This is a genomic window from Acrocarpospora phusangensis (genome assembly GCF_016862995.1).
Lineage (GTDB): Bacteria > Actinomycetota > Actinomycetes > Streptosporangiales > Streptosporangiaceae > Acrocarpospora > Acrocarpospora phusangensis.
The window spans coordinates 32,554-55,628 of record NZ_BOOA01000007.1; the positions used below are offsets into that span (position 1 = coordinate 32,554).

At 71.4% G+C, this 23,075-nt stretch carries 19 protein-coding genes; 14 read left to right on the top strand and 5 right to left on the bottom strand.

Annotated elements, in window-relative coordinates:
- Positions 1 to 3: 3 nt before the first annotated feature.
- Positions 4 to 1,197: an ROK family protein gene (locus tag Aph01nite_RS05930; RefSeq protein ID WP_204039724.1), complete on the bottom strand. Its 1,194-nt coding sequence runs from the start codon at positions 1,195 to 1,197 to the stop codon at positions 4 to 6.
- Between the two features lie 165 nt (positions 1,198 to 1,362).
- Between Aph01nite_RS05930 and Aph01nite_RS05935 the strand changes: the two genes are divergently transcribed.
- A complete protein-coding gene (locus Aph01nite_RS05935) occupies positions 1,363 to 3,390 on the top strand; it encodes a beta-galactosidase (protein ID WP_204039725.1) in 2,028 nt (675 codons plus the stop codon).
- On the opposite strand, the gene Aph01nite_RS05940 is transcribed toward Aph01nite_RS05935, so the two are convergent.
- Positions 3,387 to 6,053 (bottom strand): AAA family ATPase, encoded by a 2,667-nt coding sequence (locus Aph01nite_RS05940; RefSeq protein ID WP_204039726.1) that lies wholly within the window; start codon positions 6,051 to 6,053, stop codon positions 3,387 to 3,389. The two genes, Aph01nite_RS05935 and Aph01nite_RS05940, sit on opposite strands and share 4 nt — an antisense overlap.
- A gap of 41 nt (positions 6,054 to 6,094) precedes the next feature.
- Complete coding sequence (locus Aph01nite_RS05945; protein ID WP_204039727.1) at positions 6,095 to 6,685, bottom strand: RNA polymerase sigma factor; 591 nt, start codon at positions 6,683 to 6,685, stop codon at positions 6,095 to 6,097.
- Positions 6,686 to 6,962: 277 nt separating this feature from the next.
- Between Aph01nite_RS05945 and Aph01nite_RS05950 the strand changes: the two genes are divergently transcribed.
- The 5 genes from Aph01nite_RS05950 (at position 6,963) to Aph01nite_RS05970 (ending at position 12,098) form a co-directional block, all read left to right on the top strand.
- Positions 6,963 to 8,159 carry a hypothetical protein gene (locus Aph01nite_RS05950; RefSeq protein ID WP_239161420.1) on the top strand — a complete coding sequence of 399 codons (1,197 nt, stop codon included), beginning with the start codon at positions 6,963 to 6,965 and terminating at the stop codon, positions 8,157 to 8,159.
- Between the two features lie 154 nt (positions 8,160 to 8,313).
- Positions 8,314 to 9,294 carry a sugar ABC transporter substrate-binding protein gene (locus Aph01nite_RS05955; RefSeq protein WP_204039729.1) on the top strand — a complete coding sequence of 327 codons (981 nt, stop codon included), beginning with the start codon at positions 8,314 to 8,316 and terminating at the stop codon, positions 9,292 to 9,294.
- Entirely contained in the window at positions 9,291 to 10,325 is a 1,035-nt protein-coding gene (locus Aph01nite_RS05960) for an ABC transporter permease (RefSeq protein WP_204039730.1), read from the top strand. Before Aph01nite_RS05955 ends, Aph01nite_RS05960 begins: the two co-directional genes overlap by 4 nt.
- Positions 10,322 to 11,170 (top strand): ATP-binding cassette domain-containing protein, encoded by an 849-nt coding sequence (locus tag Aph01nite_RS05965; RefSeq protein ID WP_204039731.1) that lies wholly within the window; start codon positions 10,322 to 10,324, stop codon positions 11,168 to 11,170. The genes Aph01nite_RS05960 and Aph01nite_RS05965 overlap by 4 nt, the downstream gene beginning before the upstream one ends.
- Positions 11,157 to 12,098 (top strand): pirin family protein, encoded by a 942-nt coding sequence (locus Aph01nite_RS05970; RefSeq protein ID WP_204039732.1) that lies wholly within the window; start codon positions 11,157 to 11,159, stop codon positions 12,096 to 12,098. The genes Aph01nite_RS05965 and Aph01nite_RS05970 overlap by 14 nt, the downstream gene beginning before the upstream one ends.
- Before the next feature lie 337 nt (positions 12,099 to 12,435).
- Here Aph01nite_RS05970 and Aph01nite_RS05975 read toward each other — a convergent pair whose 3' ends face one another.
- The gene (locus Aph01nite_RS05975; protein WP_204039733.1) at positions 12,436 to 12,597 is read right to left on the bottom strand and encodes a hypothetical protein; all 162 of its coding nucleotides are present in this window, start codon (positions 12,595 to 12,597) and stop codon (positions 12,436 to 12,438) included.
- A gap of 27 nt (positions 12,598 to 12,624) precedes the next feature.
- Here Aph01nite_RS05975 and Aph01nite_RS05980 point away from each other — a divergent pair, with 27 nt between their 5' ends.
- From Aph01nite_RS05980 to thrS, 6 genes are all read left to right on the top strand, one after another.
- On the top strand, positions 12,625 to 13,242 hold the full coding sequence (locus Aph01nite_RS05980; RefSeq protein WP_204039850.1) for a C40 family peptidase: 618 nt from the start codon (positions 12,625 to 12,627) through the stop codon (positions 13,240 to 13,242).
- Between the two features lie 378 nt (positions 13,243 to 13,620).
- Positions 13,621 to 14,877: a BtrH N-terminal domain-containing protein gene (locus Aph01nite_RS05985; RefSeq protein ID WP_204039734.1), complete on the top strand. Its 1,257-nt coding sequence runs from the start codon at positions 13,621 to 13,623 to the stop codon at positions 14,875 to 14,877.
- A gap of 62 nt (positions 14,878 to 14,939) precedes the next feature.
- Entirely contained in the window at positions 14,940 to 15,800 is an 861-nt protein-coding gene (locus tag Aph01nite_RS05990; protein WP_204039735.1) for a sulfotransferase family protein, read from the top strand.
- Positions 15,797 to 16,936, top strand: coding sequence for a glycosyltransferase family 4 protein (locus tag Aph01nite_RS05995; protein ID WP_204039736.1), 1,140 nt, complete (start codon positions 15,797 to 15,799; stop codon positions 16,934 to 16,936). Before Aph01nite_RS05990 ends, Aph01nite_RS05995 begins: the two co-directional genes overlap by 4 nt.
- A 22-nt stretch (positions 16,937 to 16,958) precedes the next feature.
- Positions 16,959 to 17,552, top strand: a complete 594-nt coding sequence (locus tag Aph01nite_RS06000; RefSeq protein ID WP_204039737.1) for a glycoside hydrolase family 25 protein — start codon at positions 16,959 to 16,961, stop codon at positions 17,550 to 17,552.
- Positions 17,553 to 17,609: 57 nt separating this feature from the next.
- Complete coding sequence (gene thrS / locus Aph01nite_RS06005) at positions 17,610 to 19,586, top strand: threonine--tRNA ligase (RefSeq protein WP_204039738.1); 1,977 nt, start codon at positions 17,610 to 17,612, stop codon at positions 19,584 to 19,586.
- A gap of 377 nt (positions 19,587 to 19,963) precedes the next feature.
- Here the strand turns inward: thrS and Aph01nite_RS06010 are convergent, their stop codons facing one another.
- Complete coding sequence (locus tag Aph01nite_RS06010) at positions 19,964 to 20,449, bottom strand: Asp23/Gls24 family envelope stress response protein (RefSeq protein WP_204039739.1); 486 nt, start codon at positions 20,447 to 20,449, stop codon at positions 19,964 to 19,966.
- A 133-nt stretch (positions 20,450 to 20,582) separates the two neighbouring features.
- Here Aph01nite_RS06010 and Aph01nite_RS06015 point away from each other — a divergent pair, with 133 nt between their 5' ends.
- Both Aph01nite_RS06015 and Aph01nite_RS06020 read left to right on the top strand, forming a co-directional pair.
- On the top strand, positions 20,583 to 21,128 hold the full coding sequence (locus Aph01nite_RS06015) for an HIT family protein (RefSeq protein WP_239161421.1): 546 nt from the start codon (positions 20,583 to 20,585) through the stop codon (positions 21,126 to 21,128).
- A gap of 86 nt (positions 21,129 to 21,214) precedes the next feature.
- A complete protein-coding gene (locus Aph01nite_RS06020; protein ID WP_239161422.1) occupies positions 21,215 to 23,017 on the top strand; it encodes an ATP-binding protein in 1,803 nt (600 codons plus the stop codon).
- The last annotated feature ends 58 nt before the right edge of the window (positions 23,018 to 23,075 follow it).

Below are 23,075 nucleotides of genomic sequence, written 5' to 3' on the forward strand. Positions count from 1 at the left end.
GGATCAGAGGGCGGCGGCCTCGCGGGCCGGGGCGGCCGTGTTGCTGAGCAGGAACTCCTCGATCACCAGGGTGGCCGCGCCCAGCGCCACCGCGTCGGGACCGAGCCGCCCCAGCACGATGGAGGCCGTCGAGAACGGCTGCGTGAGGCAGTTCTCCGCCGCCGCCTTCTTGATCTTGGTCAGCAGGTGGTGCCCGAGGGTGAGGCCGGCCCAGCCGCCCACCACGATGCGCTCCGGGTTGAACAGGTTGATCAGGTTCGCCAGGCCCGCGCCCAGGTACTCCACCGTCTCGTCGATCACCGGCGACCCCGAGCGCACCAGCTCGGCCAGCTGCGCCTGCTCGGTCGCGGTGTCCAGGGGCAGTCCGGCACGCTCCAAAATGGCCTCGGCCCCGATGTACGCCTCCAGGCAGCCGCGCCCGCCGCACCGGCAGGTCCGCCCGCCCAGCGCGATCTTCGTGTGGCCCCACTCGCCGGCGCTGCTGTTGGCGCCCCGGTAGGTGACGCCGTCGGTGATGATGCTGGCGCCCACGCCGGAGCCGATCAGCGCGATGACCGCGTTGCGGGAGCCCCGGCCCGCGCCGAACCAGAGTTCGGCCTGGCCCATCGTCTTGGCGCCGTTGTCCACGTACAGGGGGAGCGAGGTGCCCTCGCGGAGGAGCGCTCCCAAAGGCACCGAGTCCCACCCGAAGGTCTGTGCGTGGATGAGCGCGTCGGGGCCGGACTCCACGATGCCGGGCACGCCGACGCCCACGCCGAGGACCTGGCCGGGGGCCACGCCGCTGTCGGCCAGCACGGCCTCGATGCCGGCCAGGATGTGCCGGACCACCAGTTCGACCTCGTGGCCGCCGGGACGCAGCGCGTACTCCGCCTTGGCCTTCTCGTTCATGTCGAGGTCGAACAGCTCGACCCGGACGTGGGTCTCGCCGACGTCCACGCCGATCGCGTAGCCGTACACCGGGTTCACGCGGAGCAGCACGCGGGGGCGGCCGCCGTCGGAGTCGACCAGGCCGGCCTCGACGATGACGTTGTCGGCGAGCAGGTCCCCGGTCACGTTGCTGACCGTCGCCGCGCTCAGACCGGTCAGCGCGGTCAGTTCGTGGCGGCTGGTGGGCCCCACGAAGTAGAGCGCGCGCAACAGCACCGCCCGGTTCCCCTTCCGGAGGTCGCGTACCGTCCTGCGCTCTGGCCTTGCCATGATCTTCCTCCCCCATGTCCGAGCCCACGTTAGCTCAGGCTTTGAAATAAGTCATCTGGGGGCTCACCTGGTATGAGGAGATCCAATGGTGACTTTTTTCAAGATATATACTATGTATTAGGGCAATCTTGAGAACGCGATGATCCACGACGAAACGGAGTGAGCGTGACCATCGAGGTCCGCGACGGGGTGACCGTCATCGAAGGCGAGCCCGAGGCGCTCGTCACCGCCGACTATCCCTACTACCGGGACGACCCGGCGGTGTGGGCCGACCGGCTGCGCGCGATCCGGGACGATCTCGGCATCAATGTGATCACCTGCTACCTGCCCTGGCGCCACCACCAGCCCACCCCCGACGGCCCGCCGGACTTCTCCGGCCAGACCCATCCCAGCCGGGACGTGGTCGGCTTCCTCGCCCTCTGCTACGAACTGGGGCTGCGGGTCATCGCCAAGCCCGGCCCGTTCATCCACGCCGAGACCAACTACGGCGGACTGCCCGACTGGGTCTGCCCCCGCGTCAACCCGGCCATCGAGCCGCTGCTGGACGCGCGCGGCGAGGCGTCCGCGTGGCTGGGCGAGCCGCTGCCCGCGCCGCTCGGGCCGGTGTTCGACCCGCTGGTCACCCAGTGGCTGGCCGCCACCGGCAAGGAGGTGCTGGAGGCGGCCACCTGGCCGGAGGGCCCGGTCATCCTCATGCAGATCGCCAACGAGGGCATCTTCACCAGCGGCGCGCTGCCGCTGTCCGCCTACGACTACAGCGCCTCCGGCCTCGGCTTCTTCCGCTCCCGCGTGCAGGCCTGGTACGGCACCCCGGAGGAGTACAACCGAGTCCACGGCACGGCGATCGGCGACTGGGCGGACGTCCAGCCCCCGCGCGAGTGGACCGCGCCCGCGCGTTCGGAGGAGCAGCAGGGCTACGCGGACTGGGGGCGCTTCCACGCGGAGTACCTGGCCGAGGTCTACCACCGCTGGGCGGCGGCCGTGAACTGCCGGGTGCCCGTGGTCGTCAACCTGAACCCGCCCGCCGAGCACCACCACTCCTTCGACGACTGGCTGGCCCGGGTCCGCCCCGAACTCTGGGACCGCATCCACTACGGCTTCACCAACTGGATGGGCGTCGTCTCCGCCAACCCCGGCTCCCAGGCCAGGTACGTGCTCGCCGCCAAACGCGCCCCCGGCCCCAACCTGGAGGAGAACTGGGGCTTCTCCGAGTTGTACGACCCGGCCTACGCCGACGCCACCACCAGCTTCCACCAGTCCCTCCTGGCCCTGGCCGCCGGCGCGACCGGCTTCAACGTGTACACGGGCGTCGGCACCTCCGGCTGGCTGGAGGGACTGGACTCGGTGCACGACTCGCCGTACCCGGACTCGGCGCCCATCGCGGAGGACGGCACGGTCACCCCGAAGGCCCACGCGGTCCGCTCACTGGCCGACTTCTTCGCCCAGCACGGCGCCGAGTTCCTGGAGTGCGTGCCGGAGACGGGCGCCAGCTACGGGCTCTACCTCCCGTACGCCGGGATCGCCGCCTGGTCGGGCCCGGAGGAGGGCCCGCAGCTGGGCCGGTCGCTGCGCGCGTTCCACGACCGGATGCGCGCGGCCGGCCGCGACTACCGGGTGGTGGAACTGGAGAGCGCGGACGGCCTGGCCGAGCACCCGCGGCTGACCGTGCCCGGCGGCGCGTTCATGCACCGCCACGTGCAGCGGCTGCTGGCCGGGCACATCCGGGCGGGCAACCAGGTGGAGATCGACGGCGAGGTGCCCGAACTGGACGAGTCCCTCCGGCCGTGCCGCATCCTCGCCGAGGCGTACCGGGAGGGAACGAGCCTCGATCTGCCCGAGACCCGGGTCAGGGTGGTGGACGGCCACGCGGACGTGTTCCTGCGCACCCACCCGGACCGGGACGTCTCCTACCTGACCGTGCTCACCATGAGCGACCACGAGGGAGCCGTCCTGGTGGAGCTGGACGGACGCCCGATCGAGCTGATCACCGCCCGCGGCGGCGCGGCCGTGGTCAGGCTGGCCGGCGGCGAGCTGGACGACTTCCTGGTCAAGGGCGTGAACGGCTACCTCGACTCGGCCGTGCCCGCCGGCGTGAAGGTCGGCGCGGAGATCCTCATCGCCGACCACCCCGCCGACCTGGACCGCATCGGCGGCGAGTTCCGCGTGCACGAGGGCCAGCCCTCAGGCGGTTAACCGATCCTGAGCCGGGCGGCCAGCGCCGCCCGGGAAGGGATGCCGAGCTTGGCCAGGATGTTGGTCATGTGGTACTCGACCGTCTTCACGCTCAGCATCATCTCCCGGGCGATCTGCTTGTTGCCCAGCCCCGCCACGGCGAGCCTGGCCACCACGTTCTCCTGAGCGGTGAGCCCTTCGTGCCGGTCCCCGGACGGAGCCGCGGGGGACCGGCCGCAGGCCTTCAGCTCCTGCGCGCACCGCTCCAGGTAGGGCAGGGCGCGCAGCTCCTCGAAGAGCGTGTGCGCCACGGTCAGGCGCGCCGCGGCCTCGCCGCGCCGGCCCGCCCTGCGCAGGAACGCGCCGTGCGCGAACTCGGTCCTGGCCCGCTCGAACGGCGTCGCCCCCCGCGCCGCCTCCTCGAACGCGGCCACCGCCTCGGCCGTCTCCCCGCGCGCCGCGTGCAGCGCCGCCCTGGCCCGCGCCAGGGCGGCCATCGCCGGGCGCCGCCGCCGCGCCGCCGCGAGCTCCGCGTACCGATCGTGTACGGCCTGCGCCTCCTCCGGCCGTCCGGCCGCCACCAGCGCCTCCACCAGCAGGTCCGGCCACGGCAGCACCCCCGGCTCGGAGATGCCGGACGCGTGCCTGATCCGCGTCAGCGGCCACAGCGCCGCGATGACCCGGTCCGCGTCCCCGCGCACCGCCGCCAGGAACGCCGCCGCCGTCGCCAGATAGCCGCCCGCCGCCACACTCGGCGTCCGCACGTCCCGCAGCCGGGCCTCGGCCGCCCCGAACTCGCCCCGCGCCGCCAGCGGCCACACCAGCAGCGCGTTCACGTACGGCGTGAGCCAGTACTGCCCGCAGTCCTCCTCCAGCGACACCACCAGCGTGCCGTGCGCGAGCGCGTCGTCCCACCGGCCGAGCCGCACCTCGGCCTGCGCCAGCAGCGCGGTGGCCAGCAGCCGCGTCGACATGTCGCCCGGCGCGACCCCCGCCACCACCCCGCCCAGGTCCGCGTGCGCGCCCTCCAGGTCGCCCGACCAGGTCCTGATCGCCCCCCGGGCGATGAGCGTGTCCCGCTCCCCGGCGGTCGCGATCGCCGGATCGGGCAGTTCGCCCACCTGGCCGTCGTGACCGCACAGGAACGCGCTCACCGCCTGGAAGTACGGCAGCAGGCCCGCGCCCGGGGCGGCGAGCGCCAGCGCCCGCCGCGACCAGGTCAGCGCGGACTCGGCCCGGTCGTGCACCAGATGCAGCAGCGACAGCGAGCCCGCGATCCGCCCGGCCAGGATCGGCTCCGCCTCCGGATCGCAGTGCTCCCAGGCGGCCTCCAGCAGCGTCAGCGCCCGCCCGCTGTCCCCGGTCACCTGCTCCAGCGCCCCCGACACGAACGCCCGCGCCGCCGGCAGCGCGATCGGGCCCGCCGCGATCTCCGCGGCCCGCTCCACCTGGCCGGACTGGAGCAGCGCGTGCACCGCCTCGGCGTGGCACAGCGCGCGCTCCCGGCGCGAGGTGGTCAGCTGCGCCGCGCCGGCCAGATGGTCGGCCGCGCTCTCCCACAGCCCGCCGGCCGCCTGCTCCCGCGCCAGCTCCGCCATCTCGGCGGCCAGGCCGTCGTCGGCCCGCAGCACCGCCCGCATGCGGTGCCGCAGCCGGGTCGTGCCGTCGGTCACCAGCTTGGCCGCGTCCCGGTGCAGCCGGGTCCGGTCGCGCGGGCGCAGGCCCTGGTAGACGGCCGCCCGGGTGAGCGGGTGCGGGAACGTCACCATCAGGTCGCCGGCGGCGAACCGGTGCGCCAGCAGGTCCAGGTCCACGGCCTCGTCCAGCAGCACGATCGCGTCCGCCGTGCCCGCCAGGCGCTCGGCCTGCCAGAGCGGGCACGACTCGCCGAGCACGCTGGCCGCCTCCACCAGGGCGCGCGTCTCCGCGCCCAGCCGGGCCAGCCGGTCGGCCACGTCCCCCGCGTACGGACGGGGGGCCGGCAGCGAACCCAGCGGGTCCGCCAGCACCTCGGCCGGAGCCTGGCGGAGCAGCGCCCCCGCGTAGAACGGGTTGCCCGCGGTGTGCGAGCGCAGCCGGGCCAGCGCGGCGGCGCTCAGCGTCAGCCCGGCACGGGCGGCCAGGTCGCCCAGCTCGGCCACGCTCAGCCCGGCCAGCGTGAGCCGTACGGCGTCGGCGAGCAGGCGGCGCAGCCCCTCGGGCAGGCGGGCGTCGGAGCCCTCCCGGGTCACCACCACGACGAGCACCCGGTCGGCGCGCAGGCGGCGCAGCGCGAAGGTGAGCGCGTGCAGCGACGGGCAGTCGGCCCAGTGCGCGTCGTCCACCACGATCGCCACGGGACCGTGCTCCTGCAGTTCGCCCAGGACCTCCAGGAGCAGGCCGCCGGCCTGGACCGGCCCGCCGTCCGCCGAGGGCCCCGGCCTCCCCGCGAGCGCCAGCAGCTGCGCGGCCACCCCGTACGGCAGGCCGGTCTCCATCTCCTCGCCGCTGGCCGTGAGCGCGAAGAAGCCGGGGGCCTCGGCGAGCGCGCTCCGTACCAGCGCGGTCTTGCCCATGCCGCAGGGGCCCTCCACGAGCACCAGGCGGGGACTGCCCGCGCGGGCCAGGTCGAGCTGGGCCGCCAGCGTGGCCCGCTCCCGGACGCGCCCGACGAGCGTCTCCCTCTGGTCGGTGAGGATCGTCACATCATTTAGGAGGGCCGCCGGCGGGCTCTGATACATCGCATTCAGGCTTGCTCTCTGGCCAATTTCGCCCGGAGCGTCTTCAGGCACCGTGCCCGGGTCGGTCCGATGCTGCCGATCGGCATCTCCAGCCCGGCGGCCACCTCCGCGTAGCTGGGCGCCGGGCTGGCCAGCTGGACCCGGAGCAGCCGGCGGCAGCGCACCGACAGCTGCTCGAAGGCGCGCAGCAGCCGCCGCATCCTGGCCTCGTCCAGGACCAGCTGCTCGGCCTCCAGGACCAGCCGCTCGGGGGAGCGCTCGTCTGGCCTCAGGTCGAAGACGAACGCGTCGCCGGTGGGCGCGACCCGCTGCCGGGACCTGGCCAGCCGGATCGCCTCCCGCCGCGCGGTGGTGGCCAGCCAGCCGCCGATGCGCTCGGGATGCTCGATCCGGTCCAGCTGCTCGGCCAGTTTCAGCCACGTGGTCTGGCAGGCGTCGCTGCGGTCGTCACCGGCCAGGCCGTAACCCGCGGTCACCGCCCAGATCAGCCCGCTGAACCGCGCCACGAGAACGTTCCACGAGGCCACGTCACCGCTGGCCGCTCCTTTGACCAGCTCGGCGGGATCGCCAGGGTCATTCGGAACGGTGGCGTCCATGGTGCTCCTTCGGGGGGCGGCGGCAGCACTTCGGGTCGGTCCGACAGACGAGATCTAGCATCGATTCGGCCCGGGGGAAACCCGATCGGCGCGGCTCGCCCCGCATAGCTGGAATTCCCGATTGCGGCGAGCGGAGCGCCTGGAATCCCTGGTTTCCCAAGTGTCACAGGGGTTTCGCGCGCGGTTCCGGCGACATTCTGGAATGATCGCGTCGATATCCCGTCGGACATCGAGGAATGACGGACTGATGCCTCCTTTAGATCAACTCACCGCCTTCGTGTCTGCCAATCCCGTCGGAGCGGCCATCCTCGGCGTATTCGCACTGGTCGCCATATTCATCGCGCTCTTCGCGCTGCGCGCGCTCTACCGGGCCTGCGCCCGGTTCGTCCGTGACTACGTGGCCGTCCGCCCGGCCGAGGACATCCTCACCATCGTCGCCGCCAGTATCGCCACCGGCGTGTCCGCGCAGGGCATGTGGCGCTTCTCCGGCGACGTGCTGGGCTTCGACGGGCCGCTCCGGCTGCTGCTGTTCGCGTTCATCGAAGTCGCCGTCATCACCAGCGCCGTACGGGCCCGCCGCAACATGCGCGAGAACTACTCGGCCGGCATCGACGGCATCGCCGTCTGGGCGCTGACCGGCCTGTCCGCCGTGCTGTCCAGCATGGACGCCCGCAGCCTGCCCGAGGCCCTGTTCCGGCTGGCCGCGCCGCTCGTCGCCGCCTGGCTCTGGGAGCGCGGCATGGCCATCGAGCGGCACCGCATCACCGGCCGCCAGCGCATCCACTGGCGGCTCACCCCCGAGCGGGCCATGGTCCGCCTCGGCCTGGCCGAGGCCAGCGACCGCACCGCCTCCGAGGTGGACGCCCACCGCCGCCTGACCCGGGTGGCGCTGGCCGCCAAGCGGGCCCGCGCGCTGCGCGCCGCCGGGGCCTCCGACCGCCGCATGCGGGCCGCCCTCACCAAGCTGGACCGGGCCATGGACCAGGCGGTGGAGCACACCGGCCTCGCCATCGACCAGGCCAGGCAGGAGGCGCTGCTGTCCCAGATCGGCGCGCTCTACAACACCACCGCCCTGATCGACCTGCACCCGCCGGTGCCGTGGGAGCCGGAGGAGCCGCCCGCGGCGCCGATGCTGGCCCTGATGGCGCCCGACGACGAGGACGAGCGCCGCGAGAGCAAGCCGGAGACGCCCGTCGACACCCTGCAGCGCGCCACCATGATCCGTACGGCCCGGGCGTACTGGGACGCGCAGATCGAGAACAAGTGGGTGCCCCGCGCCGCCGACATCGCCAGGGAGACCGGCGTCCCGGTGGACACCGCGCGCGAGTACCGGTCGCTGTGGAAGCTGGAGGCCAAGGCGCACGCGCTGATCGAGGCCGCGTACCTGGAGCACGGCATCGTGGACACCGGGTCCTTCCCGGCGGTGCCGCCGTCGGACCGGATCCTGTCGGTCAACGGCGCCTCGGTGAGCTAGCTCGCTTCCGGAACAGCCCCCTGACGGCGCCGTCAGGGGGCTGTTTCGTGTTCTTGTAACGAATGTATGTCATTACAAAGTCCTGACATATCTCCCTTTCGGGCGGCAAGAACTCCTATCACATAGGGGTTTTCAGCCGGTGAAGGGAGAACCCATGTTCCGTCCGAAGCCGTTAGTCATCCTCTGCGCGCTGGCCCTCGCCGCCTGCACCAGCCCCGCGAGCCCGTCCGCGCCGGGCGCCGCCTCCACCACCGCTCCCGCCCCTGCCGCCGCAGGCGACGCCGCGTACGCGGTGGTCACCCACGGCGGGACCGGCGACGCGTTCTGGGACGTGGTCAAGAACGGCGCCGAGGCCGCGGGGACGGAGCTCGGCGTCACCGTCACGTACGAGGGGGACGGCGACCCGCAGCGCCAGTCGCAGCTGATCGACGCCGCCGTGAACAAGAAGGTCAACGGCATCGTGGTCTCGATGGCCAACCCGGACGCGCTCCGGGCCGCCATCCAGGGCGCCGTGCAGGCCGGCATCCCGGTGATCACGATCAACTCCGGCCAGGACAAGTCCGCCGAGTTCGGCGCGATCACCCACGTCGGCCAGGACGAGCGGGTGGCCGGTCAGGGCGCGGGCGGCAAGCTCAAGGAGGCCGGGGTCACCAAGCTGGTCTGCGTTGTGCACGAGGCCGGGAACGTGGGCCTGGAGCAGCGCTGCGAGGGCGCGAAGGAGACACTCGGCGGCACGGTCGAGAACCTCCAGGTGGACATCAACAACCTGCAGGAGGCGCAGTCCACCATCCAGTCCCGGCTGCAGGCAGACACCTCCCTGGACGGCGTGCTCGCGCTGAACCCGGCCGTGGGTGCCGCCGCCGTGGGCGCGGTCAAGGGCGCGGGCTCGGCCGCCAAGGTGGCCACCTTCGACCTCAACGCCGACGTGATCAAATCGGTCGAGGCGGGAGAGATCCTGTTCGCCGTCGACCAGCAGCAGTACCTCCAGGGCTACCTGCCGGTCATGCTGCTCAACCTGTACAAGACCAACCTCAACGTGGTCGGGGGCGGGCATCCCGTGCTCACCGGGCCCGGCTTCGTGACCAAGGAGAACGCGGCCCAGGTGGCCGAACTGACCGGCAAGGGCACCCGGTGACGCTCGTCAAGGAGAACCCGGCCGCGTCCGCCTCCGGGCGGGCGCGGCTGCTGCTCGCCCGCCCGGAGACGGGGGCGCTGGTCGGCGCCCTCGTCGTGTTCGCCTTCTTCGCCGCGCTGTCGGAGGTGTTCCGCAGCCCCGCCGGGATCGCCAACTGGCTGGACCCCGCCGCCACCCTCGGGATCATGGCCGTCGCGGTGGCGATGCTGATGATCGGCGGCGAGTTCGACCTGTCCACCGGCGTGATGACCGGCTCCACCGCGATCGTGACCGGGCTGGTGGCGACCCTGCTCGGCTGGAACGTGTGGCTGGCGATCGGGGTGTCGCTGGTGTTCGCGGTGGCCGTCGGGCTGCTCAACGGGTACCTGGTGATGCGGACTGGCCTGCCCAGTTTCATCATCACGCTGGGCAGCTTCCTGATGCTGCAGGGCCTCAACCTGGGCGTCACCAAGCTGCTCACCGGGACCGTCCTGATCCGCGGTCTGGCCGACGTGCCCGGCTACCACAGCGCCTCGATGGTGTTCGCGTCCACCGTGTCGCTGTTCGGCGGGGCGTTCCGGGTCTCGGTGCTGTGGTGGGCCGCGCTGACCGTCCTGGCCGTGTACGTGCTGCGCAGGACCGCTTTCGGCAACTGGGTGTACAGCGTGGGCGGCGACGTGCGGGCGGCGCGCAACGCGGGCGTGCCCGTGGTCCGTACGAAGATCACGCTGTTCGTCGCGACCGCGGTGGCCGCCTGGCTGGTGGGCACGATAACGATCCTGCGGCTCACCTCCATCCAGGCCAACACCGGCATCGGCCAGGAGCTCATCTACATCGTCGCCGCCGTCATCGGCGGCTGCCTGCTCACCGGCGGGTACGGCTCCGCCGCCGGCGCCACCCTCGGCGCGCTCATCTTCGGCATGGTCTCCCAGGGCATCGTCTACCTCGGCTGGGACGCCGACTGGTTCAAGTTCTTCCTCGGGGCGATGCTGCTGCTGGCCGTGCTCACCAACCAGTTCGTGCGGCGGTACGCGGAGGAGGCGCGGCGATGACCCCCTTGCTGGAAGTCCGCGGGATCGGCAAACGGTTCGGGTCGGTGGTGGCGCTCGCGGACGTCTCCACGCGGGTGTCCGCCGGGACGGTGACCTGCGTGCTCGGGGACAACGGAGCGGGCAAGTCGACGCTCATCAAGATCCTTTCGGGGGCGCATCGGCATGACGGCGGCGAGTACCTGATCGACGGTTCCCCGGTTCGGCTGGGCAGTCCGCGTGAGGCGCTCGATCTGGGGATCGCGACCGTGTACCAGGATCTGGCGATGGTTCCGCTGATGCCGGTCTGGCGGAACTTCTTCCTCGGGTCCGAGCCGCGGAAGGGGTGGGGGCCGTTGCGCCGGCTCGACATCGCGCGGGCCAAGGAGATCACCCGGCGGGAGCTGCTCGACATGGGGATCGACATCCGGGATCCCGAGCAGCCGGTCGGGACGCTGTCCGGCGGGGAGCGGCAGTCGGTGGCCATCGCGCGGGCCGTGCACTTCGGGGCTCGGGTGCTGATCCTGGACGAGCCGACGTCGGCGCTGGGGGTCAAGCAGGCGGGGGTGGTGCTGCGCTACATCGTGCGGGCCCGGCAGCGCGGGCTCGGGGTGATCTTCATTACGCACAATCCGCACCACGCGTATCCGGTCGGCGACCGGTTCCTGCTGCTGAAGCGCGGTCGCGGGCTCGGGGAGTACGGGCGGGACGACATCGGCGTGGCCGAGCTCACGCGGCTGATGGCCGGCGGAGCCGAACTCGAGCAACTCGGGCACGAACTGGCCGGGTACGGGGACGCCGCCGAGCGTCTGGAGGAGGAGGTGACCGCTCTGGCGGCACCCGTAGAGTCGGAGGATGAGCAACCTTGACCAGGAGCCGCAGGAAGACGTCTGCGGAGCGGAGGGGGCCCCGGGGCCGGCGTTCGAGCTGCTGACCGGGCGGGATGTCGTGCTCGGCGGGCCCCGGGCGATGCGGGTGACGCGGACGCTGCCGACTCGGGGGCGGCGCATGGTGGGGGCGTGGTGCTTCCTGGACGCGTACGGGCCGGAGGAGGCGGTGATGCGGGTGCCGCCGCATCCGCATACCGGGCTGCAGACGGTGAGCTGGCTGGTCGAGGGGGAGGTGCTGCATCGGGACTCGGTGGGCAGCGAGCAGGTGATCAAGCCGGGGCAGCTGAATCTGATGACGTCGGGGCGGGGGATCGCGCATTCGGAGGAGTCCGGGCGGGGGGTGCTGCACGGGGCGCAGTTGTGGGTGGCGTTGCCGGGGGATCATCGGTTTGCGGGGCCGCATTTTGAGCATCATGCGGATTTGCCGGTGTTGGAGTGGCCTGATGGGAGTGCGGTTACGGTGATCATGGGGGAGTTGGCGGGGTTGACGTCGCCGGCTCAGACGTACACGCCGTTGACGGGGGCCGAGATTGTCGTGATCTCGTCGTTGAGTCTGCCGCTTCGTACGGACCTCGAGTATGCCGTGATCATGCTTTCCGGGGCTGCCGAGATCGAGGGAGGGACCCTCGAGCCTGGGCCCCTGCTCTACTTGGGTGCCGGCCGCGAAGAACTCTCCATCCGCGCCCTGGAGCCCTCCCGTCTCTTGCTGCTCGGCGGGGAGCCGTTCCAGGAGGAGATCGTGATGTGGTGGAACTTCGTGGGGCGTTCTCACGAGGACATCGTCAAATTCCGCGAGGACTGGGAGGCCGGTCACGGCTTCGGCGAGGTCCGCGGTTTCGACGGCGCTTCTCTGCGCGCTCCCGTCCTACCCGGAACCACCCTGAAACCCCGCGGCCGCGAACGCTGAACGTGGGTCGTGGTTCTCCCGCTTCGGCCATTCTCCGGCGCTCGTCGGCATAGCTTGCGGTGGTTCTCCCGCCCGCCCACCCTTTGTTGAGCTGGCGCTCGGCCCTCCGGATTCGAGCTGGCGCTCTCTCCGGATTCGAGCTGCCTCGGGGCTTTCCAGAGGGTTGGGACTTCCCAAAAGGGTTGGGGCTTCCCGAAAGGGTTGGGCCTTGCCCGTCGGGAGTGCGGCATGGGCCTGGAAGTCCTGGCGGAATGAGGCCGGTGGCTTTGGCGCCGGGGCGGTGGGGGGTGGTTGCCTGCCTTGACGGCGCCGGATAGCGGCGGGAAGGCGGCGGCCCTCAGTTGTTCTTGGGGGGTTGGGTGAGGGTGCGTTCGCGGAGTTTGGTGCGGATTTCGTCGGGGGTGTAGGAGCGGCGGCGGCGTTCGGCGCGGGCTACGACGACTCCGGTTGCGGCGACGCCGGCGAATGCGGCCAGACCGAGTATCTTCCACCAGCGCATGTGCTTAGGGTAGCGATTGTGACCGGGATCAGTCTTGATGAAGCGCTGAATTTGACCAGGACCGGGGATTTGTGGGTGTTCCGCGGGCGTTCCGGGCCTGACAGGGCGATTCAGGTGGCGACGAACAGTCCGGTGAATCATGTGGGCATGTCGGTGGTGATCGAGGATCTGCCGCCGCTCATGTGGCACGCGGAGCTGGGGCGGTCGCTGCCGGACATGTGGACGGGGACGCGCCAGCGCGGGGTGCAGCTGCACGACCTGCGGGAGGCCGTGGTGGTCTGGGCGAACCGGTACGGGCAGCGGGGCTGGCTGCGGCAGCTGGAACCGCAGGTCACACCGGAGATGGAGGACGCGGCGCTGCGCACGGTGGCCCGGCTGGACGGGACGCCGTTCCCGTCGACGGCGCGGCTGGCCGGGCGGTGGCTGCGCGGGAGGCTGCCGTCGCGGCGGGCCAAGGAACTGGCGCTGGAGAGCGCGTACTGCGCCGAGGTGGTGGCGGTCACGTACGAGGCGATGGGGCTGCTGACCAACCGGAAGCAGCCGAACTGGTACGACCCGGGCAGGTTCTGGAGCGGCGACGACCTGGACCTGGCCACCGGTTATCACCTGGGCGGCGAGATTTCGGTACGGATCCCCAAAGACTGACCCCACTCTTTACAGAGGAATACGCCTTTTGTCTGATTTGTCGGGTATGTGGGTATATATCCGGTCAAGGAGGAGGCGTTTCGTGGTCCGGCTCTTGGGGATCCTGATGATCCTGGTCGTGATAGGCGGCATCGCCTATCTGATCGCCGTCGAACTTCTGGGACAGTAGGCACGGGGGACGGGCGCCCCCTAGACTGAGGCGCGGCGGACTCTCCCGCCGAACCTCCTCAGCGGGCACCCACGCGGCTCGCCGTACGCGGGGGCAAAGGGGACGAAAGCGCCTCGGGAGCAGCGGTCACGACATCATCATGACCTTGCGGCAAGCCGGATCGGCGGGCGTGGGCCGGGTTCGGCGCGTGCCGCGAGCGGAGTCATGCGATGACCGGGAAGAAGCAGCTCAAGGCCAGGATCCGGGCCAGGATGGCGAAGACCGGCGAGAGCTACACGACGGCCAGGCGGCACGTGGCGGGACCGCCGGAGGCCACCGAGACCCCGGCCGTGGACGGCGGCTGGCGGCTGCACGGCGGACGGCACCCCGACAGCGCCGTCATCACCAACATCCTGCGCAACGGCGGCGTCGACGTGAGCGAACCGCTGGTGTTCGTGGCCGGCGGCGGCCTCGGCGCGGGCTACATCCTCTGGGAGTTCAAGCACGACGACAGCCGCACGCTCGTGCTCGGCTTCCGCAACCAGTGGCAGTACCCGCAGCGCTGGCTGGAGAAGACCCTCACCCGGCTGGGCGTGCGGTACGACACGCACAACACCGGCGGCGCGCAGGCCGCCTCGCGGCGGCTTGGGGCGGAACTGGACGCCGGGCGCGCCTGCGTGATCATGCCGGACCGCTACCGGATCGGCTACTGGCACCTCCCCGCCGCCCTGGACGGGCGCGGCGGCCACCCGGTGATCGCCTACCGGCGGGACGAGACCGGCGTCTACCTGGACGACCGCAACCTGGCGCGGCTGCGGGTGCCGGCGGAGATGGTGGATTCGGCCAGGGCGCGGGTCGGCTCGTACAAGAACATGCTGGTGGTGCCGCATCCGGGGGAGGTCGCGGCGGCCGAGGCGGTGCGGGCGGGGCTGCGGGACTGCGCCGAGCACCTGTCGCAGGCGTCGGACTCGTTCTCGCTGCCCGCCTGGCGCAAGTGGAGCCGTACCATCCTGGACGAGAAGTCCGCCAAGGGCTGGCCGAAGGTGTTCGCGGACGGGCGCGGGCTGGCCGGGGCGATGCTCTCGGCCTGGGAGGCGATCGAGCCGGTCGGCCAGGACGGCGGCAACCTGCGCGACCTGTTCGCCGACGGCCTGGACGAGGCCGCCGCACTGCTCGGGCTGCCCCTGGGCGGGCTGGCTGCCGAGTTCCGGCGCATCCACGGGCTCTGGCACGGGTTCGCCGAGGCGGCCCTGCCCGCCGCGGAGTACGGCGCGCTGCGCGAGCTGACCGCGGCCGTCCGCGAGTCCCTGATCGCCGACGGGGAGAGCCCGGCGGAGACGGCGCGCGAACTCTGGGAACTGCGGGCCGCGGCCGACCGGGCGGCCGTGGATCTGGACAGGTTCGCCGACATGAGCGAACGCCTCGCCGAGATCTACGCGGCCGAAACCGCGGCCGTGGCCGAACTCCGCGCCATGATCGCAGGGTAAAGACATCCATTCAGGGCATGGACCCAGGGAATTCTCAGGAAAGCCACTTAAGGTCCCCCTGCATGAACTGGAAACAGAAGGTGAACTCCGCGCTGGGGGAGTTCACCGGGTTCCATATCGCCAAGGTCGGCGAGGGAGCCGAACCCGGCAAGGCTCCGCCCGAGCCCGCCGAGGTCCGCGCGCCCGCCGACCCGCGGACCGACCGGCTGCTTCGCGCACCCGTGTTCGTGATGTCGCCGGTCCGGTCCGGCTCCACGCTGCTCCGCGCGCTGCTCAACGCGCACTCCCTGCTGCACGCGCCGCACGAACTGCACGTGCGCCGCCTCAAGGTCGACTTCGGCACGACCCTGGCGGAACGCGCGATGCACGCGCTCGGCCACAACCAGGCCGACCTCGAACACCTGCTGTGGGACCGGGTGCTCCACCGCGAGCTGCTCAGGAGCGGCAAGAGCCACATCGTCGACAAGACGCCCGCGAACGCGTTCGCCTGGGAGCGCATCTCCACCTGCTGGCCGGACGCCCGGTTCGTGTTCCTGCTCCGGCACCCGGTGTCCATCGCGCGCTCCTGGCACGAGGCCGACCCGGTCAAGCGCACCCCGGACGAGGCCGCCGCCGACGCGCTCCGCTACATGAAGGCCGTCCAGCGCGCCCGCAAGGGCCTGACCGGGCACACGCTCCGCTACGAGGATCTCACCGCCGACCCCGAGACCGAGGTCCGGAAGATCTGCGAGTACCTGGGCATCCCGTACGAGCCGGGGATGTTGCGCTACGGCGAGCAGAGCGTGCTCACCAAGGGGCTCGGCGACTGGAAGGACAAGATCCGCTCCGGCGAGGTGCAGCCGGGGCGGGAGCTGCCGGGCGCGGACGAGATCCCCGAACTGCTCCGTCCGATGTGCGAACGCTGGGGGTACCTGACCTCGTGAAGATCCGTTACCTCCTGCTGCACGCGTACGGGATGGGCGGGACGATCAGGACGGTGATCGGGCAGGCCAACGCCATGGTGGCGCGCGGTCACGACGTCGAGATCGTCAGTGTGGTCCGCCGGCGCGACCACGCCCAGTTCAGGATCGACCCCAGGATCACCGTCAGCGCCCTGGTGGACGAGCGGGCCGGGCGCGAAGAGGTCACCTTCAAGGACAGGGTGATGCGCCGCCTGCGCGGCAAGGCCGTGCCGTACGGCGAGTTCGCCGCCCGCTACTTCACGCCGCACGTGGAGCGCGCGGTCACCACGTACGTCGCCGGGCTGGACGACGGCGTGCTGGTCACCACCAGGCCCGCGCTCAACCTGATGGCCGCGCGGCACGCCGGCCGCGGCGTGGTCACCGTCGGCCAGGAGCACATGAACCTGCGCACCCACCACGAGGCCGTGCGCAAGTCCATCGCCCGCTGGTACCCCAAGCTGGCCGTGGTGGCCGTGCTCACCCGCACCGACCAGCGCGACTACGAGCGGCTCGCGCCCGGCGTGCGCACCACGCACATCCCCAACGCGGTGGCCGGCTCCGGGCGCAGGCGCTCCGACCTGAGCAACCCGACCGTGATCGCGGCCGGCCGGCTCCGCGTCCAGAAGGGCTTCGACCTGCTCATCCCCGCGTTCGAGCAGATCGCCCCCGAGCACCCCGACTGGGGCCTGGACATCTACGGCGAAGGCCAGAAACTCCAGGAACTCCGCAAACTCGTCACCCACCCCCGCCAGGTACGGCTCCGCGGCCGCACCGCCCGCCTCGAAGAGGAACTCGCCGACGCCTCCGTCTTCGTGCTGAGCTCCCGCTTCGAGGGCCTGCCGATGGTCATGCTGGAGGCCATGGCGCACGGCCTGGCCGTGGCCAGCTTCGACTGCCCGACCGGGCCCGGCGACGTGATCGTGGACGGGGTCAACGGGCTGCTCGTGCCGCCGGAGGACGTACCCGCCCTGGGCCGGGCCATCTCCCGCCTGGCCGGCGACTCCGACCTGCGGGAACGTCTCGGCGCGGCCGCGCTGGAGACGGCCGGGACGTACGCGCCCGAGGTGGTGATGCCCCGGTGGGAAGAGCTCTTCACCGAACTGCTCGCGGCGCGTTAGCGCGGTCATTACCCTCATACCGGTGATCCAGGGCATCGATGTCTCGGACTGGCAGGGCGCGATCGACTGGTCCGCCCACGCCGAGACCGACATGGGGTTCGCGTTCGCACGGGCGACCGAGGGCGACGGCGTGGTGGACGCCCGATTCACCGAGAACTGGGCCGGCATGGGGCGCAGCGGACTCGTCCGCGGCGCCTACCACGTGGCCCACCCGGTGGGAGACGCCCTCACCCAGGCCAGGCACTTCCTCGACACGGCCAGGCTCGCCCCCGGCGACCTGGCCGCCGTCGAGTTCAAACGCGACGACGCCCTGCCCGCCGAGAAGGTCGCCGCGTTCGGCCGCCGCTGGTGCGCCGAGGTGGCCCGCCGCTGCGGCTTACGTCCCCTCGTCTGGACGCACGCCCACTTCGCCGCCGAGGGGCACTGCGAGGGCCTGGAGATCTACCCGCTCTGGGTCACCGCGCCCGGCCACCCGATGGGCCGCCCGGCCGTGCCGCCGCCCTGGGACACCTGGACGATCCACCAGTACGCGGCCAGCCCGGCCGACCTCGACTTCTTCGCCGGCACACTGGCCGAGCTGCTGGCCCTCGGCGCACCCGACAAGCGAGCGAAATAGGTCCGCCGGTCCCGGTAGAGTCGGCAGTCACAGCCCGCTCAACGCGAAGGAGCCATCGTGTCTGCCGCCCTCGAAATACACCTCACCCTCGCCGGAGCCGAGCGTGCGGTGGCGGCGGGGACGACGTACGGCGAATTGCTGGAAGCCGACGGCAGGACGGTCATCGCCGCCCGCGCCGGAGGCGAGCTGAAGGACCTCGCGGCCCTCGTCGCCGACGGGGACGAGGTCGAGCCGGTCCTGATCGACAGCCCCGACGGGCGGGCCATCCTGCGGCACTCCACCGCGCACGTCATGGCCCAGGCCGTCCAGGAGATCTTCCCCGAAGCCAAGCTGGGCATCGGGCCGCCGGTCGAGAACGGGTTCTACTACGACTTCGACGTGAAGGAGCCGTTCACGCCGGACGACCTCAAGCGCGTCGAGAAGCGCATGCGGGAGATCGTCAAGCAGGGGCAGCTGTTCGCGCGGCGGCCGGTGTCGGACGCGGACGCCCGGGAGGAGCTGGCGGCGGAGCCGTACAAGCTGGAGCTGATCGGGCTCAAGGGCGGCGCGGCGCAGGACGGCGCGGACGGCGCCGACGTGGAGGTGGGCGGCGGCGAGCTGACCATCTACGACAACCTGGACCCGAAGAGCGGCGAGCTCTGCTGGAAGGACCTGTGCCGCGGGCCGCACCTGCCGACCACCCGGGTCATCCCGGCGTTCAAGCTGATGCGCTCCGGCGGCGCGTACTGGCGGGGCAGCGAGAAGAACCCGCAGCTGCAGCGGATCTACGGGACCGCGTGGGAGTCGCGCGAGAAGCAGGACGAGTACCTGGAGTTCCTGGCCGAGGCCGAGAAGCGCGACCACCGCAAGCTGGGCGCCGAACTCGACCTGTTCTCCTTCCCCGACGAGCTGGGCTCCGGCCTGCCGGTCTTCCACCCCAAGGGCGGCACCATCCGGCGCGTCATGGAGGACTACTCCCGGCGCAAGCACGAGGAGGCCGGCTACTCCTTCGTCAACACGCCGCACATCACCAAGGACAACCTGTACAAGACCTCCGGGCACCTGGAGTGGTACGCGGACGGCATGTTCCCGCCCATGGAGCTGGAAGGCGCCAAGTACTACCTGAAGCCCATGAACTGCCCGATGCACAACCTGATCTTCCGCGCGCGCGGGCGCTCCTACCGTGAGCTGCCGCTGCGGACGTTCGAGTTCGGCACGGTCTACCGGTACGAGAAGTCCGGCGTGGTCCACGGGCTCACCCGGGTGCGCGGCCTGACCCAGGACGACGCCCACATCTACTGCACCCGCGAGCAGATGCGCGACGAGCTCAAGTCGCTGCTGCGCTTCGTGCTCGACCTGCTCCGCGACTACGGCCTCAACGACTTCTACCTGGAGCTGTCCACCAAGGACCCGGTCAAGTTCGTCGGCACCGACGAGGACTGGGCCGAGGCCACCGAGACCCTCCGCGAGGTCGCCGAGTCCGAGAAGCTGGAACTCGTCCTCGACCCCGGCGGCGCGGCCTTCTACGGCCCCAAGATCTCCGTCCAGGCCCGCGACGCGATCGGCCGCACCTGGCAGATGTCCACCATCCAGCTGGACTTCAACCTGCCCGAGCGCTTCGACCTCGAATACTCCGCCGCCGACGGCACCCGCCAGCGCCCGGTCATGATCCACCGCGCCCTGTTCGGCTCGATCGAACGCTTCTTCGGCGTGCTGACCGAGCACTACGCGGGCGCTTTCCCGGCGTGGCTCGCGCCCGTGCAGGTGATCGGCATCCCGATCGCGGACGCGCACGCGCCGTATCTGCGGGAGGTCGCGGACCGGCTGCGCGCGAAGGGCATCCGGGTCGAGGTGGACACGTCGTCGGACCGGATGCAGAAGAAGATCCGCAACGCGCAGAAGTCGAAGGTGCCCTACATGCTGCTGGCGGGGGATGAGGACATCGCGGCGGGCGCGGTGTCCTTCCGGTACCGCAGCGGGGAGCAGAAGAACGGGGTCCCCGTCGAGGACGCGATCGCCGAGATCGTCGACACGGTGGAACGCCGTCTGGTGTAGTCACGGATCGCCGCCGGGCCGGGCTTCGGCCGGGCTCGGTGGTGTGGTGAACCCGCAGTTCGTGTGGCTTTGGACGCGGACTGCGGCGGGTGCCCAAGCCGGTTCTCGTTGCGATTAGACGCGGGATCGCGGTTCTAGAGGCGTTGTGACGGGTTCAAAGGCGTTGTGACCAAGGTCCGGCCCGGCCGGGCTTCTCGTGTGGGTGGGATCCCAGAGTCGAGAGGCCCGGGCCGGGTCCGGGGAACGCCCGGGCCGGGGTCCGGGGGAGAGCCCCGGGCCGGGATCCGGGGTCCGGGGGGCGGGGCGGAGCCCCGGGTTGATCAAAAGGGTGGGTGGGTGGGAGAACCACCTCAGCAAAGGACGGGTGGGAGAACCACTCAGGCCGTAGTGGCATCTCCGGGGAGGCGCACGTCGTCCACCGTCACGTTGACCTCGACGACCTCCATTCCGAGCATCTGCGCCACCGACGTGGCGACGTTGGATTGCACCTCGGCCGCCACCTCCATCACCACATGCCCGTAGACGATCACGATCGTGATGTCGATCGCCACCAGCCCGTCCTGGATCTCCGCCCGTACGCCCTGGTTCGCCCGCTTGCTCCCGAGCCCGATCCGATCCCGCACCGACTCGAAGGCCCGCTCGAAGTCGCCGCCGAGGTCGGCCACCCCGGGCACCTGCAGCGCCGCCAGCGCCGTGACCTTCTCCACCACCTCATCCGCGACGGTGATCTTCCCCTTGAGCCCGGCCACCGAGATGGCGTCCTCGTGCGGGCTTTCGGCGGCCGCCGCGTTCGCCGCGTTCTCCTCGGCCGCTCCGTCGATCACGGTCTCGCCGGTCTCCTCGTAGGACACGACTTCGGTCATGTTGATCATCTCCTCGGGGGGTCAGGGCTGGAATTCTGCCGGAAGATCTGGCGCTTTGTCCGCCGTTAGCCCGTTACATGCTGACCCTGGTCCGCCGCTCCCGCCCGTCCGCCCCGGTCATATGCTGGCCGTCATGACAGACGACCCGGGGCCGCCGTCGGGGGCGGGCGTACCTGACGCTTTCGGACGACTCTGGACTCCGCACCGCATGGCGTACATCAAGGGCGAGAACAAGCCGACCGGCGCCGGCGCCGATGATGGCTGCCCGTTCTGCGAGATCCCCAAGCATGACGACGAGGACGGCCTGATCGTCGCCCGCGGGTCCGTCGTGTTCGCCCTTCTGAACCTGTATCCGTACAACTCCGGGCATCTGATGGTCTGCCCGTACCGGCATGTGGCGGACTACACCGAGCTGAACCCCGCGGAAGTGGTCGAACTGGGCGAGTTCACCCAGCGCGCCCTGCACACGCTCCGCAAGGCCAGCGGCGCCCAGGGCTTCAACGTGGGCATGAACCTCGGCCAGGTGGCGGGCGCGGGCATCGCCGCGCACCTGCACCAGCACGTCGTCCCCCGCTGGGGCGGCGACACCAACTTCATGCCCGTGATCGGCCAGACCAAGGTCCTCCCGCAGCTCCTCCGCGACACCCGCCAGCTGCTCGCGGACATCTGGCTCGGCTGAGCGGGCCCCGGATCGTCGGTGGGGGACGTTACGCTGCGGTCGTGCCGGACGGACGGGTGAGCCGTGTGGCGACGGGAGGGGAAGGCGTGACCGTGGAAGCCGCCGGAGCCGGTGCGGACGTCGGAGCCGGGGTCGGGGCCGGTGCCGGCCTGTCGGCCGAGATGGTCGGCCGCGTGCTGGGCACGCAGTCCGCCTCGCCGCTGTCCTTCTGGATCGGCCTGGAGGCGGGCAAGGTCGTCCAGCTCGACGACGTCGTGGTCACCAGACGCGAGGTGCCGGGCTACGGCCCGGTGCTGGTCGCGGGCATCGTGACCACGGTCGAGGCGCGCCACGAGGGGGCGGCGTTCGACTCGGACGTGTTCCTGATCGCCGAGGGCAGCCTGCCGGCTGCGGTCGTGGAGGTGGCCGAGGTCAAGGTCACCCGGATCGAGCCCGAGGTGTTCGTGCCGCCGCTGCCCGGCGCCCCCGCCTACCGGGCCCAGGGCGCGGAGCGCGACCAGGCGCTCTACTTCGACGTCATGGAGCGCCGCATCCCGATGGGGCTCGGCCGGGACGGGCTGCCCGCGTTCGTGAACTTCGACTTCCTGGACGGGACCAGGGGCGCCCACGTCTCGATCTCCGGCGTCTCCGGCGTGGCCACCAAGACCTCCTTCGCCACCTTCCTGCTCTACTCGATCTTCCATTCGGGCACGCTGGGGGCGGAGGCCGCCAACACCAAGGCGCTGATCTTCTCGGTCAAGGGCGAGGACCTGCTCTTCCTCGACTACGACAACACCCGGCTGGACGACCCGGCCAGGGATCAGTACGCGCGGCTCGGGCTGCCCGCGCGGCCGTTCAAGAGCGTGCACGTGTTCGCGCCCCCGCGTCCGGGCGACCCCAACGCGGTCCCGCACGTGTCGGCCAGGACCCGCGGCGTGAGCGCCTTCTACTGGACGCTGGCGAGCTTCGTCGAGCAGGAGCTGCTGCGCTTCGTGTTCGCCGACGCCGACGACGAGCGCGCGCAGTACAGCCTGCTGATCGGCCAGATGGCGGCCAGGCTGCGGGCCGCCGCCCAGCCCGCGGGGGACTCCGGCGCGATCCGCTTCGAGGACGGGCCGGTCTGCCGGACGTACCAGGATCTGGTGGACTTCATCGACGACCGGCTCACCGACGAGGGCACCCGGGTGGCCTGGACCGGCGCGCCCATGCCGCTGGGCACCATCAACGCCTTCCTGCGGCGGCTCAGGACCTCGATCCGGTCGCTGTCGCCGATCGTCAGGGGCGACCTGCCGCCCGGGAAGCCGCACACCATCGCCACCTCCGACGCCCAGGTCTCCATCGTGGACCTGCACAACCTGCCCGAGCGGGCCCAGCGTTTCGTCGTCGGCGTCGTGCTGCGCGGCGAGTTCGCCCGCAAGGAGAGCACCGGCTCGGCCCGCCCGCTGCTGTTCGTCGTGCTGGACGAGCTGAACAAGTACGCGCCGCGCGAGGGCGACTCGCCGATCAAGGAGATCCTGCTGGACGTGGCCGAACGCGGCCGTTCCCTCGGCGTCATCCTGATCGGCGCCCAGCAGACCGCCTCCGAGGTGGAGCGCCGCATCGTCGCCAACTGCGCCGTCCGGGTGGCCGGACGCCTCGACCCCGCCGAGGCCGCCCGCGCCGAGTACGGCTGGCTGCCCGCCACCGCCAGGGAACGTGCCACCATCGCCAAGCCCGGCACGATGTTCGTGGCGCAGCCGGAGATCCCCGTCCCGCTCGCCGTGTCCTTCCCGTTCCCGGCCTGGGCCACCCGCCCGGCCGAGGCGGCGGTCCTGCCCGCCCTCGGGTCGGGTTCCTCCCGTGCCGCCCCGGCCGACCCGTTCGCCGGCCTGACCGCCGTGGCCCCGGAGGATGACATCCCGCCCTTCTAACTCATACGGCAGCCGTCACGAGCCGCACGACAGTCCGGCCACGACGACCCGCCCACTT